At 65.4% G+C, this 15,947-nt stretch carries 16 protein-coding genes; 4 read left to right on the top strand and 12 right to left on the bottom strand.

The window, feature by feature from the left end; genetic code table 11:
• Nucleotides 1–4: 4 nt before the first annotated feature.
• From G6N28_RS17815 to G6N28_RS17770, 10 genes are all read right to left on the bottom strand, one after another.
• A complete protein-coding gene (locus G6N28_RS17815; RefSeq protein ID WP_163902523.1) occupies nt 5–1,450 on the bottom strand; it encodes an aldehyde dehydrogenase family protein in 1,446 nt (481 codons plus the stop codon).
• An 85-nt stretch (nt 1,451–1,535) separates the two neighbouring features.
• Entirely contained in the window at nt 1,536–1,976 is a 441-nt protein-coding gene (locus G6N28_RS27330; RefSeq protein WP_163902521.1) for a limonene-1,2-epoxide hydrolase family protein, read from the bottom strand.
• A gap of 38 nt (nt 1,977–2,014) precedes the next feature.
• Nucleotides 2,015–3,226, bottom strand: coding sequence for an amidohydrolase family protein (locus G6N28_RS17805; RefSeq protein WP_163902519.1), 1,212 nt, complete (start codon nt 3,224–3,226; stop codon nt 2,015–2,017).
• A 97-nt stretch (nt 3,227–3,323) separates the two neighbouring features.
• Nucleotides 3,324–3,752, bottom strand: coding sequence for a Zn-ribbon domain-containing OB-fold protein (locus G6N28_RS27325; RefSeq protein ID WP_264072913.1), 429 nt, complete (start codon nt 3,750–3,752; stop codon nt 3,324–3,326).
• Nucleotides 3,753–3,781: 29 nt separating this feature from the next.
• Nucleotides 3,782–4,993 carry an amidohydrolase family protein gene (locus G6N28_RS17795; RefSeq protein WP_163902515.1) on the bottom strand — a complete coding sequence of 404 codons (1,212 nt, stop codon included), beginning with the start codon at nt 4,991–4,993 and terminating at the stop codon, nt 3,782–3,784.
• Between the two features lie 105 nt (nt 4,994–5,098).
• A complete protein-coding gene (locus G6N28_RS17790) occupies nt 5,099–6,322 on the bottom strand; it encodes an acetyl-CoA acetyltransferase (protein ID WP_163902513.1) in 1,224 nt (407 codons plus the stop codon).
• Between the two features lie 28 nt (nt 6,323–6,350).
• Entirely contained in the window at nt 6,351–7,553 is a 1,203-nt protein-coding gene (locus tag G6N28_RS17785) for a thiolase C-terminal domain-containing protein (protein ID WP_170307905.1), read from the bottom strand.
• Nucleotides 7,550–9,160, bottom strand: coding sequence for an AMP-binding protein (locus G6N28_RS17780; RefSeq protein WP_235674616.1), 1,611 nt, complete (start codon nt 9,158–9,160; stop codon nt 7,550–7,552). Before G6N28_RS17780 ends, G6N28_RS17785 begins: the two co-directional genes overlap by 4 nt.
• Before the next feature lie 94 nt (nt 9,161–9,254).
• Nucleotides 9,255–10,037 carry an IclR family transcriptional regulator gene (locus tag G6N28_RS17775; protein ID WP_163902509.1) on the bottom strand — a complete coding sequence of 261 codons (783 nt, stop codon included), beginning with the start codon at nt 10,035–10,037 and terminating at the stop codon, nt 9,255–9,257.
• A gap of 3 nt (nt 10,038–10,040) precedes the next feature.
• Nucleotides 10,041–10,316 (bottom strand): helix-turn-helix domain-containing protein, encoded by a 276-nt coding sequence (locus G6N28_RS17770; protein ID WP_163902506.1) that lies wholly within the window; start codon nt 10,314–10,316, stop codon nt 10,041–10,043.
• Nucleotides 10,317–10,456: 140 nt separating this feature from the next.
• On the opposite strand from G6N28_RS17770, the gene G6N28_RS17765 reads away from it, so the two are divergent.
• The 4 genes from G6N28_RS17765 (at nt 10,457) to G6N28_RS17750 (ending at nt 13,336) form a co-directional block, all read left to right on the top strand.
• Nucleotides 10,457–11,164, top strand: coding sequence for a TetR/AcrR family transcriptional regulator (locus tag G6N28_RS17765; protein WP_163902504.1), 708 nt, complete (start codon nt 10,457–10,459; stop codon nt 11,162–11,164).
• Nucleotides 11,165–11,169: 5 nt separating this feature from the next.
• Nucleotides 11,170–11,970: an SDR family oxidoreductase gene (locus tag G6N28_RS17760; protein WP_197745793.1), complete on the top strand. Its 801-nt coding sequence runs from the start codon at nt 11,170–11,172 to the stop codon at nt 11,968–11,970.
• A 123-nt stretch (nt 11,971–12,093) separates the two neighbouring features.
• Nucleotides 12,094–12,774, top strand: a complete 681-nt coding sequence (locus G6N28_RS17755; RefSeq protein WP_163902502.1) for a cysteine hydrolase family protein — start codon at nt 12,094–12,096, stop codon at nt 12,772–12,774.
• 58 nt (nt 12,775–12,832) lie between these two features.
• Entirely contained in the window at nt 12,833–13,336 is a 504-nt protein-coding gene (locus tag G6N28_RS17750) for an Rv2253 family sensor-like surface protein (RefSeq protein WP_179962107.1), read from the top strand.
• On the opposite strand, the gene G6N28_RS17745 is transcribed toward G6N28_RS17750, so the two are convergent.
• Together G6N28_RS17745 and pruA are read right to left on the bottom strand one after the other, a co-directional pair.
• Complete coding sequence (locus tag G6N28_RS17745) at nt 13,333–14,295, bottom strand: proline dehydrogenase family protein (protein WP_163902500.1); 963 nt, start codon at nt 14,293–14,295, stop codon at nt 13,333–13,335. The genes G6N28_RS17750 and G6N28_RS17745 overlap by 4 nt on opposite strands.
• A complete protein-coding gene (pruA, locus tag G6N28_RS17740) occupies nt 14,295–15,923 on the bottom strand; it encodes an L-glutamate gamma-semialdehyde dehydrogenase (protein WP_163902498.1) in 1,629 nt (542 codons plus the stop codon). The genes G6N28_RS17745 and pruA overlap by 1 nt, the downstream gene beginning before the upstream one ends.
• Nucleotides 15,924–15,947 lie beyond the last annotated feature (24 nt).

The raw sequence follows: 15,947 nt of genomic DNA, 5'->3' as shown, positions 1-15,947 counted from the left end.
ACAATCAACCGGGTAGCGCGACGGATTTGGTTTCCAAGAACTCCGCGAAGCCCTCGACGCCGAGTTCGCGACCCAGCCCGCTTTGCTTGTATCCCCCGAACGGGGTGTCGGCAGCCAGCCAGACCGCACCGTTGACACTCACGGTGCCGGTCCGAATCCGCCGTGCGAGCGTCATCGCCCGCTCGAGGTCACCGCTGTGCACGGCGGCCGACAAACCGTAGATGCTGTTGTTCGCGATCTGTACGGCGTGGTCGACGTCGTCGTACGGGATGACCGCCAGCACCGGGCCGAAGATCTCCTGCTGGGCGATGACGGCGTCGGGGTCGACGTCGCAGAACAATGTTGGTTCCACGTAGTAACCGGTTGTCAATGCCTGCGGTGTTCCGCCGCCGACCAGAATCCGGGCCTCCTGCTTGCCCTGTCCGATCAGGTCCAAAATCCGGGCCCGCTGGCGCGCGTTGATGACAGGACCGACCACGACCTCGGGGTCGCTGGGGTCACCGCATTTGAGAGCTTCGAATGCGGCTTGCGCCACCGCAATCCCCTCGTCGTATCGGCTGCGAGGTAGCAGCAGCCTGGTGGTGAGCGCACAGCCCTGCCCGGCGTGTGCGCACACTCCGGCGAACGCTGCGCCCAGTGACGGGATGTCCGCGTCGTCCAGCACGATGTTCGCCGACTTGCCGCCGAGTTCAAGGCAGACCCGGGTGACCGCGTCGGCGGCTGACACCATGATCTGCTTGCCGACCTGCGTCGATCCGGTGAAGTGGACGAGGTCGACGCGGGGATCACGGACCAGCGCTTCGCCGAGCAGCGGGTCCGCGGCCGTGACGACGTTGGCGACGCCGGCAGGGATATCGGTGTGCTCCACGATCACGCGGCCCAACTCCGAGCCGCTCCAGGGGGTGTCCGGTGCTGGTTTGAGCACGACCGTGCAGCCGGCAGCCAACGCGGCAGACACCTTGAAGATGTTGCACGCCAACGGATAGTTCCACGGCGTGATCGCTGCGACGACACCGATCGGCTCGTGCAGCACCATCCGCCTAGCCGCCGCGCCGGCCAGGGTCTCGCGCGCGGCCAGCTCGGTCTGGTACGGATAGGACACCGCGAGATCGGCCCAGTACGAAACGGCATCGAGGATCGTGTCCAGCCAGATCGAATACGTCAACGCGACAGGGACGCCCGCTTCACGAACCAGGACGTCGCGGAGACGGCCCTTCTCCGCCTCAAGTCCGTTTCGCAGCTGCCGTAGGCAATGCGCCCGGAACTCGTGGTCGCGGGACCACTCGGTGTGGTCGAAGGCCCGTCTCGCCGCCCCGACCGCCGCGTCGAGATCGGCTCGGTCCGCGTCGGGCGCCGTGCCGATGCTCTGCTCGGTCGCCGGGTTGATGTTCGGATAGGTGCGGTCGTCGGCGGCACCTCGAAGTACGCCGTCGATCAGCAGACCGGTCATTGCACACCTTTGCTCGCGGAATCGTCTCAAACCGGCGCAGCGCCGGGGCCGTTGGCAGAACGGCCCCGCCACCGCACCCCCAGGGTCAGCTGGTCGAAGGGGCCTTCCCCGTGAAGAAGGCTTCGACGTCCGGAAGCACGGACAACCCCTCAAGAAGTCCGCGAGGATCGAAGTAGTCGGTCCACCGGGCGATCTTGCCGTCACGGACCTCGAAAACCCCGACGACGGGTACGGTGAGGATCTCTTCACCGGCCTGGGTTCGGCCGACATCGATTCGTTCGGTGAACACGACCCCGTCCGGGCTCTCGGCGATGTGCAGAATGTCGGCCGTCAGTATGTAATCGCCGAACACCTTCGCGCTCATCTCGTGCTTGGACATGATGTCGTCGATCCCCACGCAGGGCGGGAATCCGGAATTACCCCAGACCGCGTCATCGGTCATCGACTTGCGGAGATGCTCGGGAATCCGGGAAATCGGTTGCTCCATACCCTTGAGGAAGGCTTGGACAACGGCTTGGTTACTCATCTGTGCACTCCTTTTTCACTGGTTGATCGAGCCGAAACTCAAAGCCCGAGCAGGTTGACGGCGTTGCCGCCGAGGAATTTTCGCTTCTGCTCGTCGGTGGTGCCGGTCAGGGGACCGGCGAAGGTATCCAGTGGCTTGTGGAAGCCTTCGCAGTGCGGGAAGTCGCTGCCGAGCATGAGGTTGTCCTCCAGCCCACCGTCGATGTACGACTTGACCGGTTCCATCGGATTGACGGTGAACCGGAAGTTCTCGTACAGGTATTCGCTCGGGTTCTTCTTCAGCTCGACAATGTTGCGGCGCAGGAAGCCTTCCACCCGATACGAGATGTCCAGGCCCGGACCGTTGATCGCGCCGGCCGCCGCCGACCCCGGAAATCCCTCGGCGGCACCCAGCATCGCCTGGAACCACGCAGCGGTCAGTTCGACGGTGGCGAACTTCAGCGTCGGGAACCGGTCGAAGACACCGCTGAAGATCAGGTCGGCGATCGCCACCTGGACACCGAGGTGGGAGAACGCCATGTCGAGGGCACCGAAGAGCGGATCTGCGTCGTCGGGGAACCATCGGTCATCGAGGCCGCTGGCTCGGATGTCCGCATCTTGAATGTGAAAGATCGGTGTGATCCCGTTGTCCACGAAGGCCTTCCACGCGTGGTCGTGATCGGGGTGTGCCATCCGCCGCCCGCTGACCAGCCCGTAGGACAACGTGGCCGCGCGCACACCGTTTGCACTGAGGTACGCGAGTTCCTTGTCCAGCCAGTCGAAGCTGCCGCCGGCGAGGGTCACGTGACCGACCGGTTCGAGGCGGCCCCCACCCTCCTGGCGGACCGCAACGGCCCACCGGTTCCATGCGGTCAGGTTGGCCCGGATGATCTCCAACCGGTCGGCGAAGAACCGGCCCCAGACCGCGCCGAAATGCGGGAAGAGAAGGGTCTTGTCAACACCGATGTCGTCGAGCTTCGCCACTCGAGCCTTCGGGTCCGTGGTTTCCGCAGGCATTTCAGCCACGTAGTCGACGTCGGCCGCCAACCCGTCCTTCCACCGCTGCCACGGGCTGAACTGCGACACGAAGCCGTCCTCCGGCACGGTATTCGAGTAGATGTAGCAACGCTGATTGGTCAGCCGCGACGCCACCCAGGGGTATCCGAGGTCGTCGCGGATGACCTCCAATGCCAAGTCCTTCTTGTCCGGGTCGATGTAGTCCATCCACATCGTCGGGTACTCGAAGAGGTGCTGGTCGAAGTCGAAGATCATGGTTTCCTCCAAATCCGCGGTTGTTCAGAGCCTTTGGTAACCGCGTTGACGGTTCAACGGTAGTGAGCGGACTCACTTCCGGGTAACCGCTGAGTGTTCAGATGGTGCGTCCAGGTGGACTGCCGTGGGCGCTGATCCGGCGTCGCACCACGTCCGGTCTCCAGTTCACCAGGGTCACGCTCCCCGCTCTGGTCACGAATTCAGCTCGCATCGGCATGCCTGCCGTCAGTTCGGGCCGACCTCGGAGGTGGCCGGCCAGCCGAACCTCGGGCGCGTCGTCGAGTTCGACGAGCACCACCGTGTACGGCACCGGGAAGGCGGGATGCACCTGGTGTTCGGCGACGGTCCACGACATCAGTCGCCCCGCTGGGGCCACAGGCTTCCACTCGACCGTCCACGATCGGCAGATGTGGCAGTGTGATCGTGGCAGGTGCAAAACCGCACCGCAATTTGCACATACGCAGACGACGACCTCGCCGCGCTCAGCCGCCAGCCAGAAGCCGGCGGTGTCGGGGTCGTTGGTCACCGGCAGGGGTGCCTCGCCGAAGACCACCGTCAGGCGAGCTTCTCGAGCGCTGCGACGTCCATGTTGAACAACGAGGCAGCATTGCGCCACAGGATCTTCTCCTTGGCGACTTCGCTGACCCCGCTCAAGCCGGAGTCGATCGCTTCGGCGATCTCACGCTTGTCCAGACACGTCTGATGGGGATAGTCGGTCTCGAAAAGCAGGTTGTCCTCGCCGATGGCGTCGATGTGCCACGGTTGGAGGTCCTCGAACCAGTAGTTGGCGTAGACCTGGCGGCGGAAGTAGTCGCTGGGCAGCATGCCGTCGGCGGTGAATTCGGGACGTTCATGCCAGGGCTCGTACTTCTTGAAGTGAAAGTCCAATGACTCCAACAGGAACGGGATCCAGCCGATTGCACTCTCCACGGAGACGAACCGCAGTGTCGGGAAGCGCGCAAGCACGCCCGACATCAGTAGGTCTGCCAGGGTGATCCCACTTTCCAGAAAGAACGAGGTCGTCAGCCGCGCCAGCGTGGCCCGCCATCCCTCGACATTGGTGCGCTCGTCGTTCATGTGCCTGCCCAGATCGCCGCCGCCGACGTGGAAGCTGATCGACAAGCCGGCGTCCTGGGCCGCGGCCCACATCGGGTCCCAGTGCCGGTCGGCCAGCAGGGGCTGTCCGTGCTCGTGGGGCTTACCCGTCGAGACCAGGCCCTTGTGCCCGGCCGCGGCGCATCGCTCGATCTCTTTGACCGCCGCCTCGACATCCCAGTACGGGATCAGCGCCAGCGCCAGCAACCGCTCCGGTGCGATCGAGCTCCAGTCCAGCAGGAAGTCGTTGTAGGCCTGCAATGCTGCGGTCTGGAACTCGAGTGCATCCGAGCCCGCCGCGGCGAAGATGTTGGGGCCCACGAACCCGAGGTTCGGGAAGATCGCGGCGGCCTGGATCCCGTACGCATCCATCACCGCCAGCCGCTCCTTGGCGTCGAACGCGGAGGGATGCATCGATTTGAACGAGTCCGCGTAGTCGGGGAACCGCGGGGAGCGGACGGGTCTGCCGTCCTCATCGGGAACCATGATGCAGGTACCGACCGTGAAGATCGGTTGCCCGTTCATGCACCAGAACTCGGCCTGCTGCTCCTCGATCCACCGGACCTCGGGAATGAGGTTGCCCCACCGCTTTCTCGACATCCGACTGGTCCAAAGGTCGGGAGGCTCGGTGATATGCGTGTCGGTGTCGATGATCAACGTGGAAGATCCCATAGTTCCTCACATTTGGATCGTGCAATAGTCAGATCGTTGCTCTCCTCGAAGGATTCACCGTCGCCGAAGATGGGACAACGCCGCCGAATTCAGATGGTGAGCGCCTCAGGTGCCGACCACAAAGGTGGCGACCGTGGTCACCGCTCCACCGATGTTGAGCAAACCGACCTTGCCGGCAGCCGGCACCTGGTAATCGCAGGCTCGACCTGTCACCTGCCGAGCACCGTCGAGCAGCATCCGGATCCCGGTGGCGCCCACCGGATGACCGAGGCCCAAGAGGCCCCCGCTGGGATTCACCGGCAGGGACCCGTCGCGTTCGATCGTCCCGTCCTCCACTGCCTGCCACGCCTTACCCGCCGGGGTGATTCCGAAGTGGTCGATGGCGACGTATTCCGACACCGAGAAGCAGTCGTGGGTCTCCAGCACGTCGAGGTCGTCGGGCCCGGTGATACCCGCTCTGCGGTAGGCATCCAAAATCGCCTGACGCAGATGTGGAAAAACGTACTCATCGTCGGCGCTCCCGGCGAGCCTGTCCTCGAGAAGCATCGTTCCCGTGCGGTGTCCCCAGCCGAGGATGCGTGGCACCTCGGCGAGGTCGACGCTGTGGTGGCGGGCCCAACTCTGCGCAAACCGGTGCGAGGCCAGAATCACCGCGGCCGAACCATCGGTGATGCGGCTGCAGTCCTGGCGCCGTAGCGGCCCGGCCACCACTGGGTTGAGTTCGTCGTCCTCGTAGAAGGATTCGGTGGCCACCTCCCAACTCCGAGTCTGTGCGCGTGGGTTCAGTTTGGCGTTATCGAAATTGATCTCGGCGATACGGCCGAGATGGGCGTGGTCGAGTCCGTAACGCCGGTCGTACTCCTCACCGATCCGACCGAACATCGACGGCCACGGATAGGGTTCGTCCACCACCTCGCGTCCGACCCAGGCTGCTGCGCCCAGCCTCAGACCGGCGTCCTGACCACCCACGTTGCGCAGCACCTCGGCGCCGACTACCAGTGCGCAGTCGTAACGGCCGCTTTCGAGGTCGGCCATCGCCGCGAGCGCCGCCATGCTGCCTGATGCGCATGCCGCCTCGTGCCGCGACGCCGGTTTGCCTGCGAGGCCATGGTGGACCGCCGCCACCAATCCACCGAGTTGGCCTTGGCCGGTGAATATTTCGCCAGCGAAGTTCCCTACGTGGCTGACGTCGATATCACATGCATCGACACCGGTATCGTCGAGGGCTCCGGTCACAGCGGATTCGATGAGCGGGAAGAACTCACCGCCCGGGGCCTTCTGCGCGAAGTCGGACTGCCATCCGCCCAGAATGTAAATCGGTTGACTCACAATCGTTCTCCTGTGTCGCAGGGCGTGCTCATTGGTCTCTCCGCAGAATCAGCGCGCTGGAGCCGGGACCTGGCATGCCGGATGTGACCAGGCAGGTCTCGGCACCGGCGACCGGTGCTGTCGACTCGCCACGCAACTGGCGGACGCCTTCGACGATGTGACTGAGACCGTGTATGTAGCCGTCGGCCAGGTTTCCGCCGGAGGTGTTGATGGGCAATGTGCCATCGATGTCGAGCGCTCCGCTCGCTGCGAATGGACCGCCTTCGCCGCGCTTGCAGAATCCGTAGTCCTCGAGCTGCATCAGCACGGTGATGGTGAAACAGTCGTAGAACTGTGCGACGTCGATGTCGTGCGGCCCCAGACCGGCCAGACGATACAGCCGCTTTGCCAGCGTGCTACTGGCGTTCGTGAGCGGTCCCGTGAGGAGGTTGCCCCATAGCCCGCCCTGGCGTGGCGTCGATTCGTCACCCTGGGCCACTGCTCGAATCAATACGGTGGGCTTGGCGAGATCGCGAGCCCGCTCGGCCGCGGAGACGACGACCGCGGCCGCACCATCGGTTTCCAAGCAGAAATCGAAGCGGCGCAGCGGATCAGCGATCATTCGCGATTGCAGGTAGGTCGCCATGGACAGGGGACGCCCGTAGCGTTGGGCGGCCGGGTTCTCGTTCGCGCGCCGATGGCAGGTGACGGCGATGTGGCCGAGGTGCTCACTGGTGGTTCCGAAGTCGAGCATGTGTTTGCGGGCGAACAGCGCATAGGCCATGCCGGGTGACTGCAGCCCGTACGGAGCGAGAAACTCAAGATACGAGCCCCCTCCCCCGACGGCGTCACCGCTGGCCCATTCGCGCCCGAACCGGCGGCCCGACCGTCCGTTGAGCGACCGGAACACCAACACGTTGTTGGCCTGTCCAGCGCAGATCGCGCTGACGGCCAACCCGACCATGCCGCACGGCGCGGCACCGGCCCAGCTGCCCGCGGCCCAGAAGGCGACGTTGGGCAGGCCGAGCGTCGCGGCCAGATCGGCATGCAGCACTTCGTCCATCTCGCATCGCACGATGCCGTCGATGTCCGCGGGTTCGAGCCCGGCGTCGGCGATGGCGGCGCTGCCGGCCTGAGCGGCCAACGTCAGGGTGGACCGTCCGGAGTTGAAGCTGTAGTCCGTGGTGCCGACGCCGACGATCGCGCACTGATCGCGCTGTCTGGGCGCTGACGCCGCGAACTGGTCGCTCATCGTCGCTCCCATGACGCGCCTGCGGCGTCACGGTCCCAGGTCGTCGGCGTGCAACCCTGGTCCCGCAGGAGGTGTTTGTGCACCCGGCCCAGCGGGCTCACGGGTAAGCCGTCGCGGAACTCGATGTACCGCGGCAGCGCGAAATACGGCACTCGCTCCTTGCACCATTCGAAGAGTTCGTCCGGGGTGAGCCGGGCACCCCGGCGCAGCACTGCGGTGATCTTGACGTCATCCTCGGTCAACTCGGAGGGCACGGCGTGCACCGCAACGGCCACAATGTCGTCGTGCGCCAGGAACGTGGCCTCGAGTTCCTGGCTGGAGATGTTCTCACCGCGCCTGCGGAGATAGTCGTTCTTGCGGTCAGCGAAGTAGAAGTAGCCGGCCGCGTCGAAGCGGCCTAGATCCCCGGTGTGAAACCAGAGGTTGCGGGTGGCATCCACGGTGGCCTGCGGCCGACGCCAGTACCCCTGGAACATCACATTGCTGCGCCGTGGTCGACACACCACTTCGCCGACCTCACCGGTCTTGACCTCGTTGTCGTGGTCGTCGACGATGCGCACCTCCAGATCCGGATTGACCCGGCCTGCCGATTCCGCCGGCGCTTGCTCGTCCGGCGCCTGGTAGGTGATGGGGAAGACTTCGGTCATGCCGTAGCCCTTCGCACCAGGCGTCTTCACGCCGAACCGCTCCCGCCACACCTGCTGCAGGGTTTCCGGGAAGGGCACCGCGTGTACCATGCGGATCTGGCCGAAGCAGCGGGCCATCTCGGGGGTGTCCGGAAGCTGGGCGATGATGGCGGGCAGCCCACCGATCAGGTTGACGACGCGCGCACCTGTCCGCTCGATTTCCGGCCAGAACCGGGATGCGGAAAACCGTTGCGCCAGGGCCGCACTCCCGCCGATCAACATGGTCGCGATCAGGGTCATCGACAGCACATTGAGGTGAAACATCGGCAGCGGATTCCAGTTCACCTCGTCACTGCGCCGTTGAGTCTGGATGAGTCCGCATCGAGCGATGTTGATCGCATAACCGTGAGTGATCATGCAGCCCTTCGAGGGGCCGGTCGTGCCGCCCGTATACGTCAGGCACATGAGGTCGTCGGCGGTGCCGAGGTACGGCTCCGGCGCCGGCCGCCCGCGATAATCGTCGAGACCCTCCACCCGCAGGTCCGGCGAAACCCGGGGTGGTTCACATCCGCGTTGCAGGACCAGATCGACGTGGCACAACTCTGGGCCGATCGCGACGATTCGGTCGATCAGGTCCGGTTCGGCGACCACCACCGCGGCACCGGTGTCGGCGAGGACATGCCGAAGGAACTCTCCGCGCAGTGCCGTGTTCGTTCCGACCCACACCGCCCCGAGCATGTTGGCGCCGAACCACGATGCGACGGCGTCGATGTGGGTGTCTTGCATGCTCACCACCGTCTGGCCCCGGCGCACACCGCACGAGTGCAGGATGCCGGCGAAATCGCGGGCCCTCTCCCACACCTGGGCGTACGTGTAGGTATCTCCGGCGATGTCGAGGTACCGGGAGTCGGGGTGGTCTTCGACACACTTCCGGAGCAAGCCGACGACGGTGGACTCACTCTTGATCATGTTGTCGCGCACTGCAACTCCGTCTCCGTTCATCACTCGAAGTCGGGCAAACCAGCCCCTTGTCGAGTGAACTGCGGCACCGGGGCTTGCGACAAGCAGAGCTATTTCAGATGGCGACGGCGGCGTCGTCGCCGGCCGCGGAGAGAAGCATCGCGTCGGAGATCTGTGCGGCCGCCTGGCCGATCAGCTCATCGACCCGTGCGACGGCGCGTGCCGCCCTATTGGAGCCGAACGCGATGCCCAGTGCGCGGTACTGGATACCATCGTGCACAGCCGTTGCGGCACAGGTTATTCCGTAGTGATATTGCTGGTCGCTGTGGTTTACGGCAACGGGTGTGAGCTCTTGCTCCAGCCGCCAGCTCGTCGTAACCGTGTGCGTGGTGAGCGCATCGAGCGGATGGGTCGCGAGATAGTGTTCGCGTCGCTGCCCGGGCAGCCGGGACAAGATGTTCTTGCCGATCGCGGTGGCATGCCCCGGAATGATCAGTCCCGGCCAGCATTCGAACCGTTGCGGACACGGACCCGCCACGAAGTCGGTCACCACGATGTCGGCCCCGCGGAGCATGCCGAGGGTCACATCACCGCGGGCCTGTGCGGCGAGCTCAGTCATCGCCGCGCGGACCATCCGCAGACTGCGGGCCCGGGTTTCCAGTTGGGTGACCGAGGTCATTTGATCTCCCAGCGAGTACCGACCGTCGGCGGACCGCTGCAGATACCCTTCGTGCACGAGGGTGCGCAGCAGGTGATAGGTGGTCGGCAGCACGATGCCGGTGCGGTCACTGAGTTCACGCGCAGTCAGCGCGCTGTGTTCGGCGACAGCCTCCACCAGACGCATGCCGCGTTGGAGGCTCTGAATCAGGGTCGGCGAGCCTGCCGATTCGGTCGTCATGTGTTAGCTGCACTCGGCCAGGACGTCGCGACCGCTGACCGCGCGAGCGGCCGGCAAGTCGGCCCGACACATCTCACCGAGCACGTAGGTGCCGTCGTCGAGGCGTACAAGATATTTGTCGTGGATCAGCGTCCGAAGCAGGTGGTAGGCCGTCGGCAACTGGACCCCCACCGCGCGAGCGACGGTTTTCGCGTTCACCGGGCCTTCGGCGGCGACCATGTTCATGATCTGCAGCCCGCGCTGGAGCGATCTGACCAGTGACGTTTCCGGCTTGCCCATGGGACCTCCTGGCATCGGTGCTGATGTAACGGGTTCTTACATCGCGGATTGTAAGTGACTCTCACATGTGATGCAAGACACCCTGTCCGCGAGGTCCGGTCAGGGTTGCCGGGCAATGTGATTGCCATTAACATTCAGGGGTGGTCAGCGACACAACCGGACAACCGAGCGACTCGAAGCGCCGCTCATACCACCACGGGAATTTGCGGGATGCACTCATCGACGTCTCGGTGGAGCTCATCAGCCGCGATGGCGTCGCAACCTTCTCGATCGCCGAAGCGTGCCGACGGCTCGACGTGAGCCCCGGCGCGCCATACCGCCACTTCGCCGACCGCAAGGACCTCCTCACCGAGATCGCCGTCCGAGCATGCGAGGTACTCGCGGCGCACATCACCTCCGTGGTCGGCACCGAGAAGGATCCAACCGAGCGATTGGTGCGTGCAGCCCGCGCCTATGTCGAGTTCGCCGCGCTGCAGCCGGCGTTGTTCGAGGTCCTCTTCGCCAAGGAGGTCTTCATGGGGACCAACACCAGGCTGACCGAGCCCGCGCGACCTGTCGTCGAGGCATTTCTCGGCCCGGCCTCTGAGATTCCCGGCGTAACTCCCGAGCTCGCAACCAGTCTGGCCGTCGCGGCGGCCGCCGTCGCGCACGGTTACGCCTCCTTCCTTCCCGGTGGCACGTTCAGCGAGTCACCGGACGCCCTGGTGATCGCGGCCGATAACGCCGGCTGCGCCACCCGAGCTCTCGTCATGGGCCGCGCCGTGCTCGGCGATACCGCGGTGGCCCTTGCCGGCCTACCAATGCAGTCGTGGATCGATATAGCCATAGAGATGAAGGGCGACAACTGATTTCGATGACCGTTCAAACATCCATCGTCGAGCTCCCCGCTGCGCTACCACCCGATCGGATGTTCGATCTCTCCGGCCGCACCGCGCTGGTCACCGGCGCTTCGAGCGGGTTGGGCGTACAGTTCGCGCTGGCGCTACAGGCCGCAGGAGCGAAAGTGGTCGTCGCCGCGCGCCGTGCCGACCGCCTCCAAGCCCTGTGCGATGCGAACCCCGAGCTGACCGCCGTGTCCTGCGACGTCGCCGATCCCGTCGCCGTGAAAGTCGCGCACGACGAGGTGCAGCAGCGTGTGGGTGCGGTCGACATCCTGGTCAACAACGCCGGAACGAGCGTACCCGCACGGGCGGAAGACGAGAATCTCGACGACTTCCAATACGTGTTGGGCGTCAACCTGATTGGCGCGTTCCAACTCACCCAGCTCGTCGGCCGGACCATGATCGAACGTGGTCGCGGCAGCATCATCAACGTCGCCTCGATCCTCGGGCTGGTCGCCGCGGCGCCCAACCGACAGGCCGCCTACTGCGCGTCCAAGGGCGGGTTGATCAACCTCACCCGCGAGCTGGCTGTGCAATGGGCGCGGCACAATGTGCGCGTCAACGCCCTGGCGCCGGGCTTCTTCCCCAGCGAACTCACCACCGACTTGCTCGACGATGACGCCGGCGGTGCCTATATCAGGCGTAACACCCCGATGGCACGCGCCGGCCGGGCCGGCGAGCTGTGCGGCGCGCTGCTACTACTGGCCAGCGACGCGGGATCTTTCATCACCGGACAGGTCCTCGCCGTCGACGGCGGCTGGACCGCGCGCTGATCGACGGTACGGATATACCGGTCATCATCTGAATTCCGCTCCGTTGTCCGTCTGATCACGACCCGATGGAATGGACCTGAACTCTCAGCGTCCTGACAGAAGGCCCCTCCGAAAGGGAAACTCATGCGTGGCACCGCGGTATGGCGAACCTGGCGATCGCGACCGGCTCGGTCTCTGGTTCGGACCCACTCCCCCGCCTGGATCGACGGTATCGACGCCAGCCAGTGCGCACTGGTGGTGATCGACTGTCAACCAGAGGCATTGGATGGCGTCGCGGATGCCGACGACCTGCTGTTCCGGACGAACGCGGCGGTCGACGCGGTCCGCCGCCACGGTGGTCATCTGGCCTTCGTCCGGACAGCCTTGGACGAACTCGACTACCTCGCGATCCCGTCAACCAACTCCGAAGCCTCAAAGTGGCGACAAGACAGGCGCTTCCGTAACGGGATGCCGAGCACCGACCTGCATCCCGCGATCGCGATCCTCGACGAGGACATCGCTCTGCGCAAGACCAGGCTGGGCGTGTTCTCGACGACGAACCTCGACGAGCAGCTGACCAACCTGGGCGTCACCACATTGATTCTCGCCGGCGTCCACACGAGCGGTGCGGTTCTTACCACGGTCCGTGAAGCAGCCGATCGGGACTACCGGCTTATCGTGTTGAGCGACTGCACCGGCGACGCCGACCTGCATGCGCACGACTTGAGCCTGTTCCAGGTGATATCCCGGCAAGCCGAGATTCTGACAACGAACCAACTCGCGAGGGCGCTTGTGCGCCGATACGAATCTGTGACCCTCTCGTAGCCTCCGGCCAACCGTGTCATGGCGCGTTTTGACGAGCGTGCCAAATAGGCTGGCGGGCATGTCTGCCCGTCGCTTGACCAGCGTGCTGCTCGGTCTTGTCTGCGCGACAGGGCTTGGCGTTTCGGCGATGCCGGCCGCCCTGGCGGCAGACGCGCAATGGAACGGGCGCTATCACATCGTCACCTTCGCGTCCGAGAAGATGGGCACCAGTGTGGCCGCCGCGCAGGCCGAGCCGGACTTCAGCGCCCAGTATGTGCTCTCCACCGACTGTTCGAGCGGGCTGTGCGTCGCCACCGTCGTGGAGGGTCCGGCACCGAGCAATCCGACCATCCCCCAACCGGTCCGCTACACCTGGGACGGGTCGCGGTGGCAGTACTCGTACAACTGGCAGTGGGAGTGCTTCCGCGGTGACGGGTTACCCAGGGAGTACGCGCCTGCGCAGTCCCGCGTCTTCTACGCTCCCGATGTCGACGGGTCGATGTTCGGAACGTGGCGCACCGACATCCTTTCCGGACCGTGCCGCGGCACCGTCACGATGCCGGTCGCCGCATACCCCGTCTAGTGTCCGCGCTCGACCAACGCACGTAGGAAGAACGCGAGGTTGGCCGGCCGTTCAGCCAGGCGGCGCATGAAATACGGGTACCACTGGGTGCCGAACGGCAGATAGATGCGGACGCGGTTGCCGTCGTCAGCCAGGCGACGCTGTTCGGGGTCGCGGACACCGTAGAGCATCTGGTACTCGAAATCGTTTGTACCCCTGCCACTCTGGGCTGCGACTTCGGGTACCGCGTTCACGATCACGGGGTCATGGGTGGCGACCATGGGATAGCCGTCGCCGGCCATCAGTATCTGCAGACAGCGCAGATAGGAAGCGGTGACGTCGTCGCGGTCGCGGTACGCCACCGAAGCGGGCTCGTCGTAGGCGCCCTTGCACAACCGGATCCGCGCACCGGCCGCCACGAAGTCGCGGCAGTCTTCCTCGGTGCGTTTGAGGTAGGCCTGCAACGCCGTGCCGAGCCAGTCGAATTCGACGCGCAAGTCGCGCACGATGGACAGCGTCGAGTCGGTGGTGCGGTGATCCTCGGCATCCACCGTCACCCACACTCCGACCTGTTGGGCACGCGCGCAGATGACGCGGGCGTTGTCCCGTGCGATCTTGTCGCCGTCGCGCGGCAGCGCCTGGCCGAGCGACGACAGCTTCACCGATACCTCCAGCGGCCGAACCTCGTCCGCTGACTCCACACGGGTCCCGAGCGCGTCGAGCAACCTGAGGTACGCGTCGACTGTCTGGTTGGCGGCATCGATGTCGGTGACATCTTCACCCAGATAGTCGACCGACACCATGCGGCCCGAGTTACGCAGGTGCGCAACGGTATCGAGCGCGTACTCGACCGTTTCACCCGCGATGAAGCGATGCACGACCTCGCGCGCGACGGGCAGCCGCTCGGCGTTTCGACGCAACCGCTCTGAGTGGCCGGCGGCCAGGATCGCCGGGCGCGCGACACGTTCGAAGACACCCATCAGCGCTCCATGTGGGGATAGTTGTGGTCGGTGGGCGGCACGAACGTCTCCTTGACCGACCGGGCCGACGTCCAGCGCAGCAGGTTCAGCATCGACCCGGCCTTGTCGTTGGTCCCCGAGGCGCGCCCCCCACCGAACGGCTGCTGGCCGACGACGGCTCCGGTGGGCTTGTCGTTGACGTAGAAGTTGCCCGCGGCGTGGCGTAGCCGCTGCTCGGCACGCAGAACCGCGGAGCGGTCATCGGCGATCACCGCCCCTGTCAACGCGTACTTGGCGCCGGTGTCGACGACGTCGAGGATACGGTCGTAGTCGTCGTCGGGATACACATGTACCGCCAGAATCGGCCCGAAGTACTCGGTGCTGAACGCCTCGTCGGTCGGGTCATCGGACAGCAGCACTGTCGGGCGGACGAAATAGCCGACGCTGTCGTCGTATTCGCCGCCGACCGCGATCGTGACGTGGGCAGCGCTCTTCGCCCGTTCGATGGCCTTGACGCTCTTGGTGAACGCGCGGTCGTCGATCAACGCGCCGCCGAAATTGCTCAGGTCGGCGACGTCGCCGTAGCGCAGTTCCTCGGTGGCCGAGAGGAAGTCGTCGCCCATCTGCTGCCACACCGAGCGGGCGATGAACGCCCGCGACGCCGCCGAGCATTTCTGCCCCTGGTAGTCGAACGCGCCGCGAATCAGTGCCGTGCGCAGGACGTCCGGGCGGGCGCTGGAATGCGCGACGACGAAATCCTTGCCGCCGGTTTCCCCGACCAGCCGCGGATAGCTGTGATAGTGGCCGATGTTGGCGCCGACCGACCGCCACAGGTGCTGAAACGTCGTCGTCGAGCCGGTGAAGTGGATACCCGCGAGCCTCGGGTCCTCCAGCGCCACATCGGAAACCGCGATCCCATCACCGGTCAGCAGGTTGATCACCCCTGGGGGCAGGCCGGCCGCCTCGAGCAGCTGCATGGTCAGATAGGCCGCGAACGTCTGCGTGGGGGACGGCTTCCACACCACGGTGTTGCCCATCAGCGCCGGGGCCGTGGGCAGGTTGCTCGCGATCGCGGTGAAGTTGAACGGCGTGATCGCGTAGACGAAACCCTCCAGCGGCCGGTAGTCGGTGCGGTTCCACACTCCCGGGCCGCTGATCGGCTGCTGCGCCAGAATTTTTCGGGCGAACGCGACGTTGAACCGCCAGAAGTCGATCAGCTCGCACGCGGCGTCGATCTCTGCCTGGTAGGCGGATTTGGACTGGCCGAGCATGGTGGCCGCGCACAGCTTCGCCCGCCAGGGCCCGGCCAGCAGATCGGCGGCGCGCAAGAACACCGCGGCGCGTTCGTCGAAGGGAGTGGCCTCCCAGGCCGGTTTGGCGGCCATTGCGGCGTCGATGGCGGCGGCGGCATCAGCGTGCGTGGCGTTGGTGAAGGTGCCCAGCCGGGCCGCGTGCCGGTGTGGCTGGACGACGGCGACCCGGTCCCCGTCGCCCATCCGGTGGGTGCCGCCGATGACGTGCGGCAGGTCGATCGGCTCGCCGGCCCCCGTCTCGAGAGCTTTGGTGAGGCCGGCGCGTTCCGCCGAACCCGGCGCGTAGTCGAGCACGACCTCGTTGGCCGGCAGGGGCACGTCGGTGATGGCATCCATGCGCCAAGGATGGCCGAATCTGGC

It is taken from the genome of Mycolicibacterium pulveris (assembly GCF_010725725.1).
In the GTDB taxonomy this organism is placed as follows: Bacteria; Actinomycetota; Actinomycetes; order Mycobacteriales; family Mycobacteriaceae; genus Mycobacterium; species Mycobacterium pulveris.
This window is presented reverse-complemented; position numbering and strand designations above follow the sequence as displayed.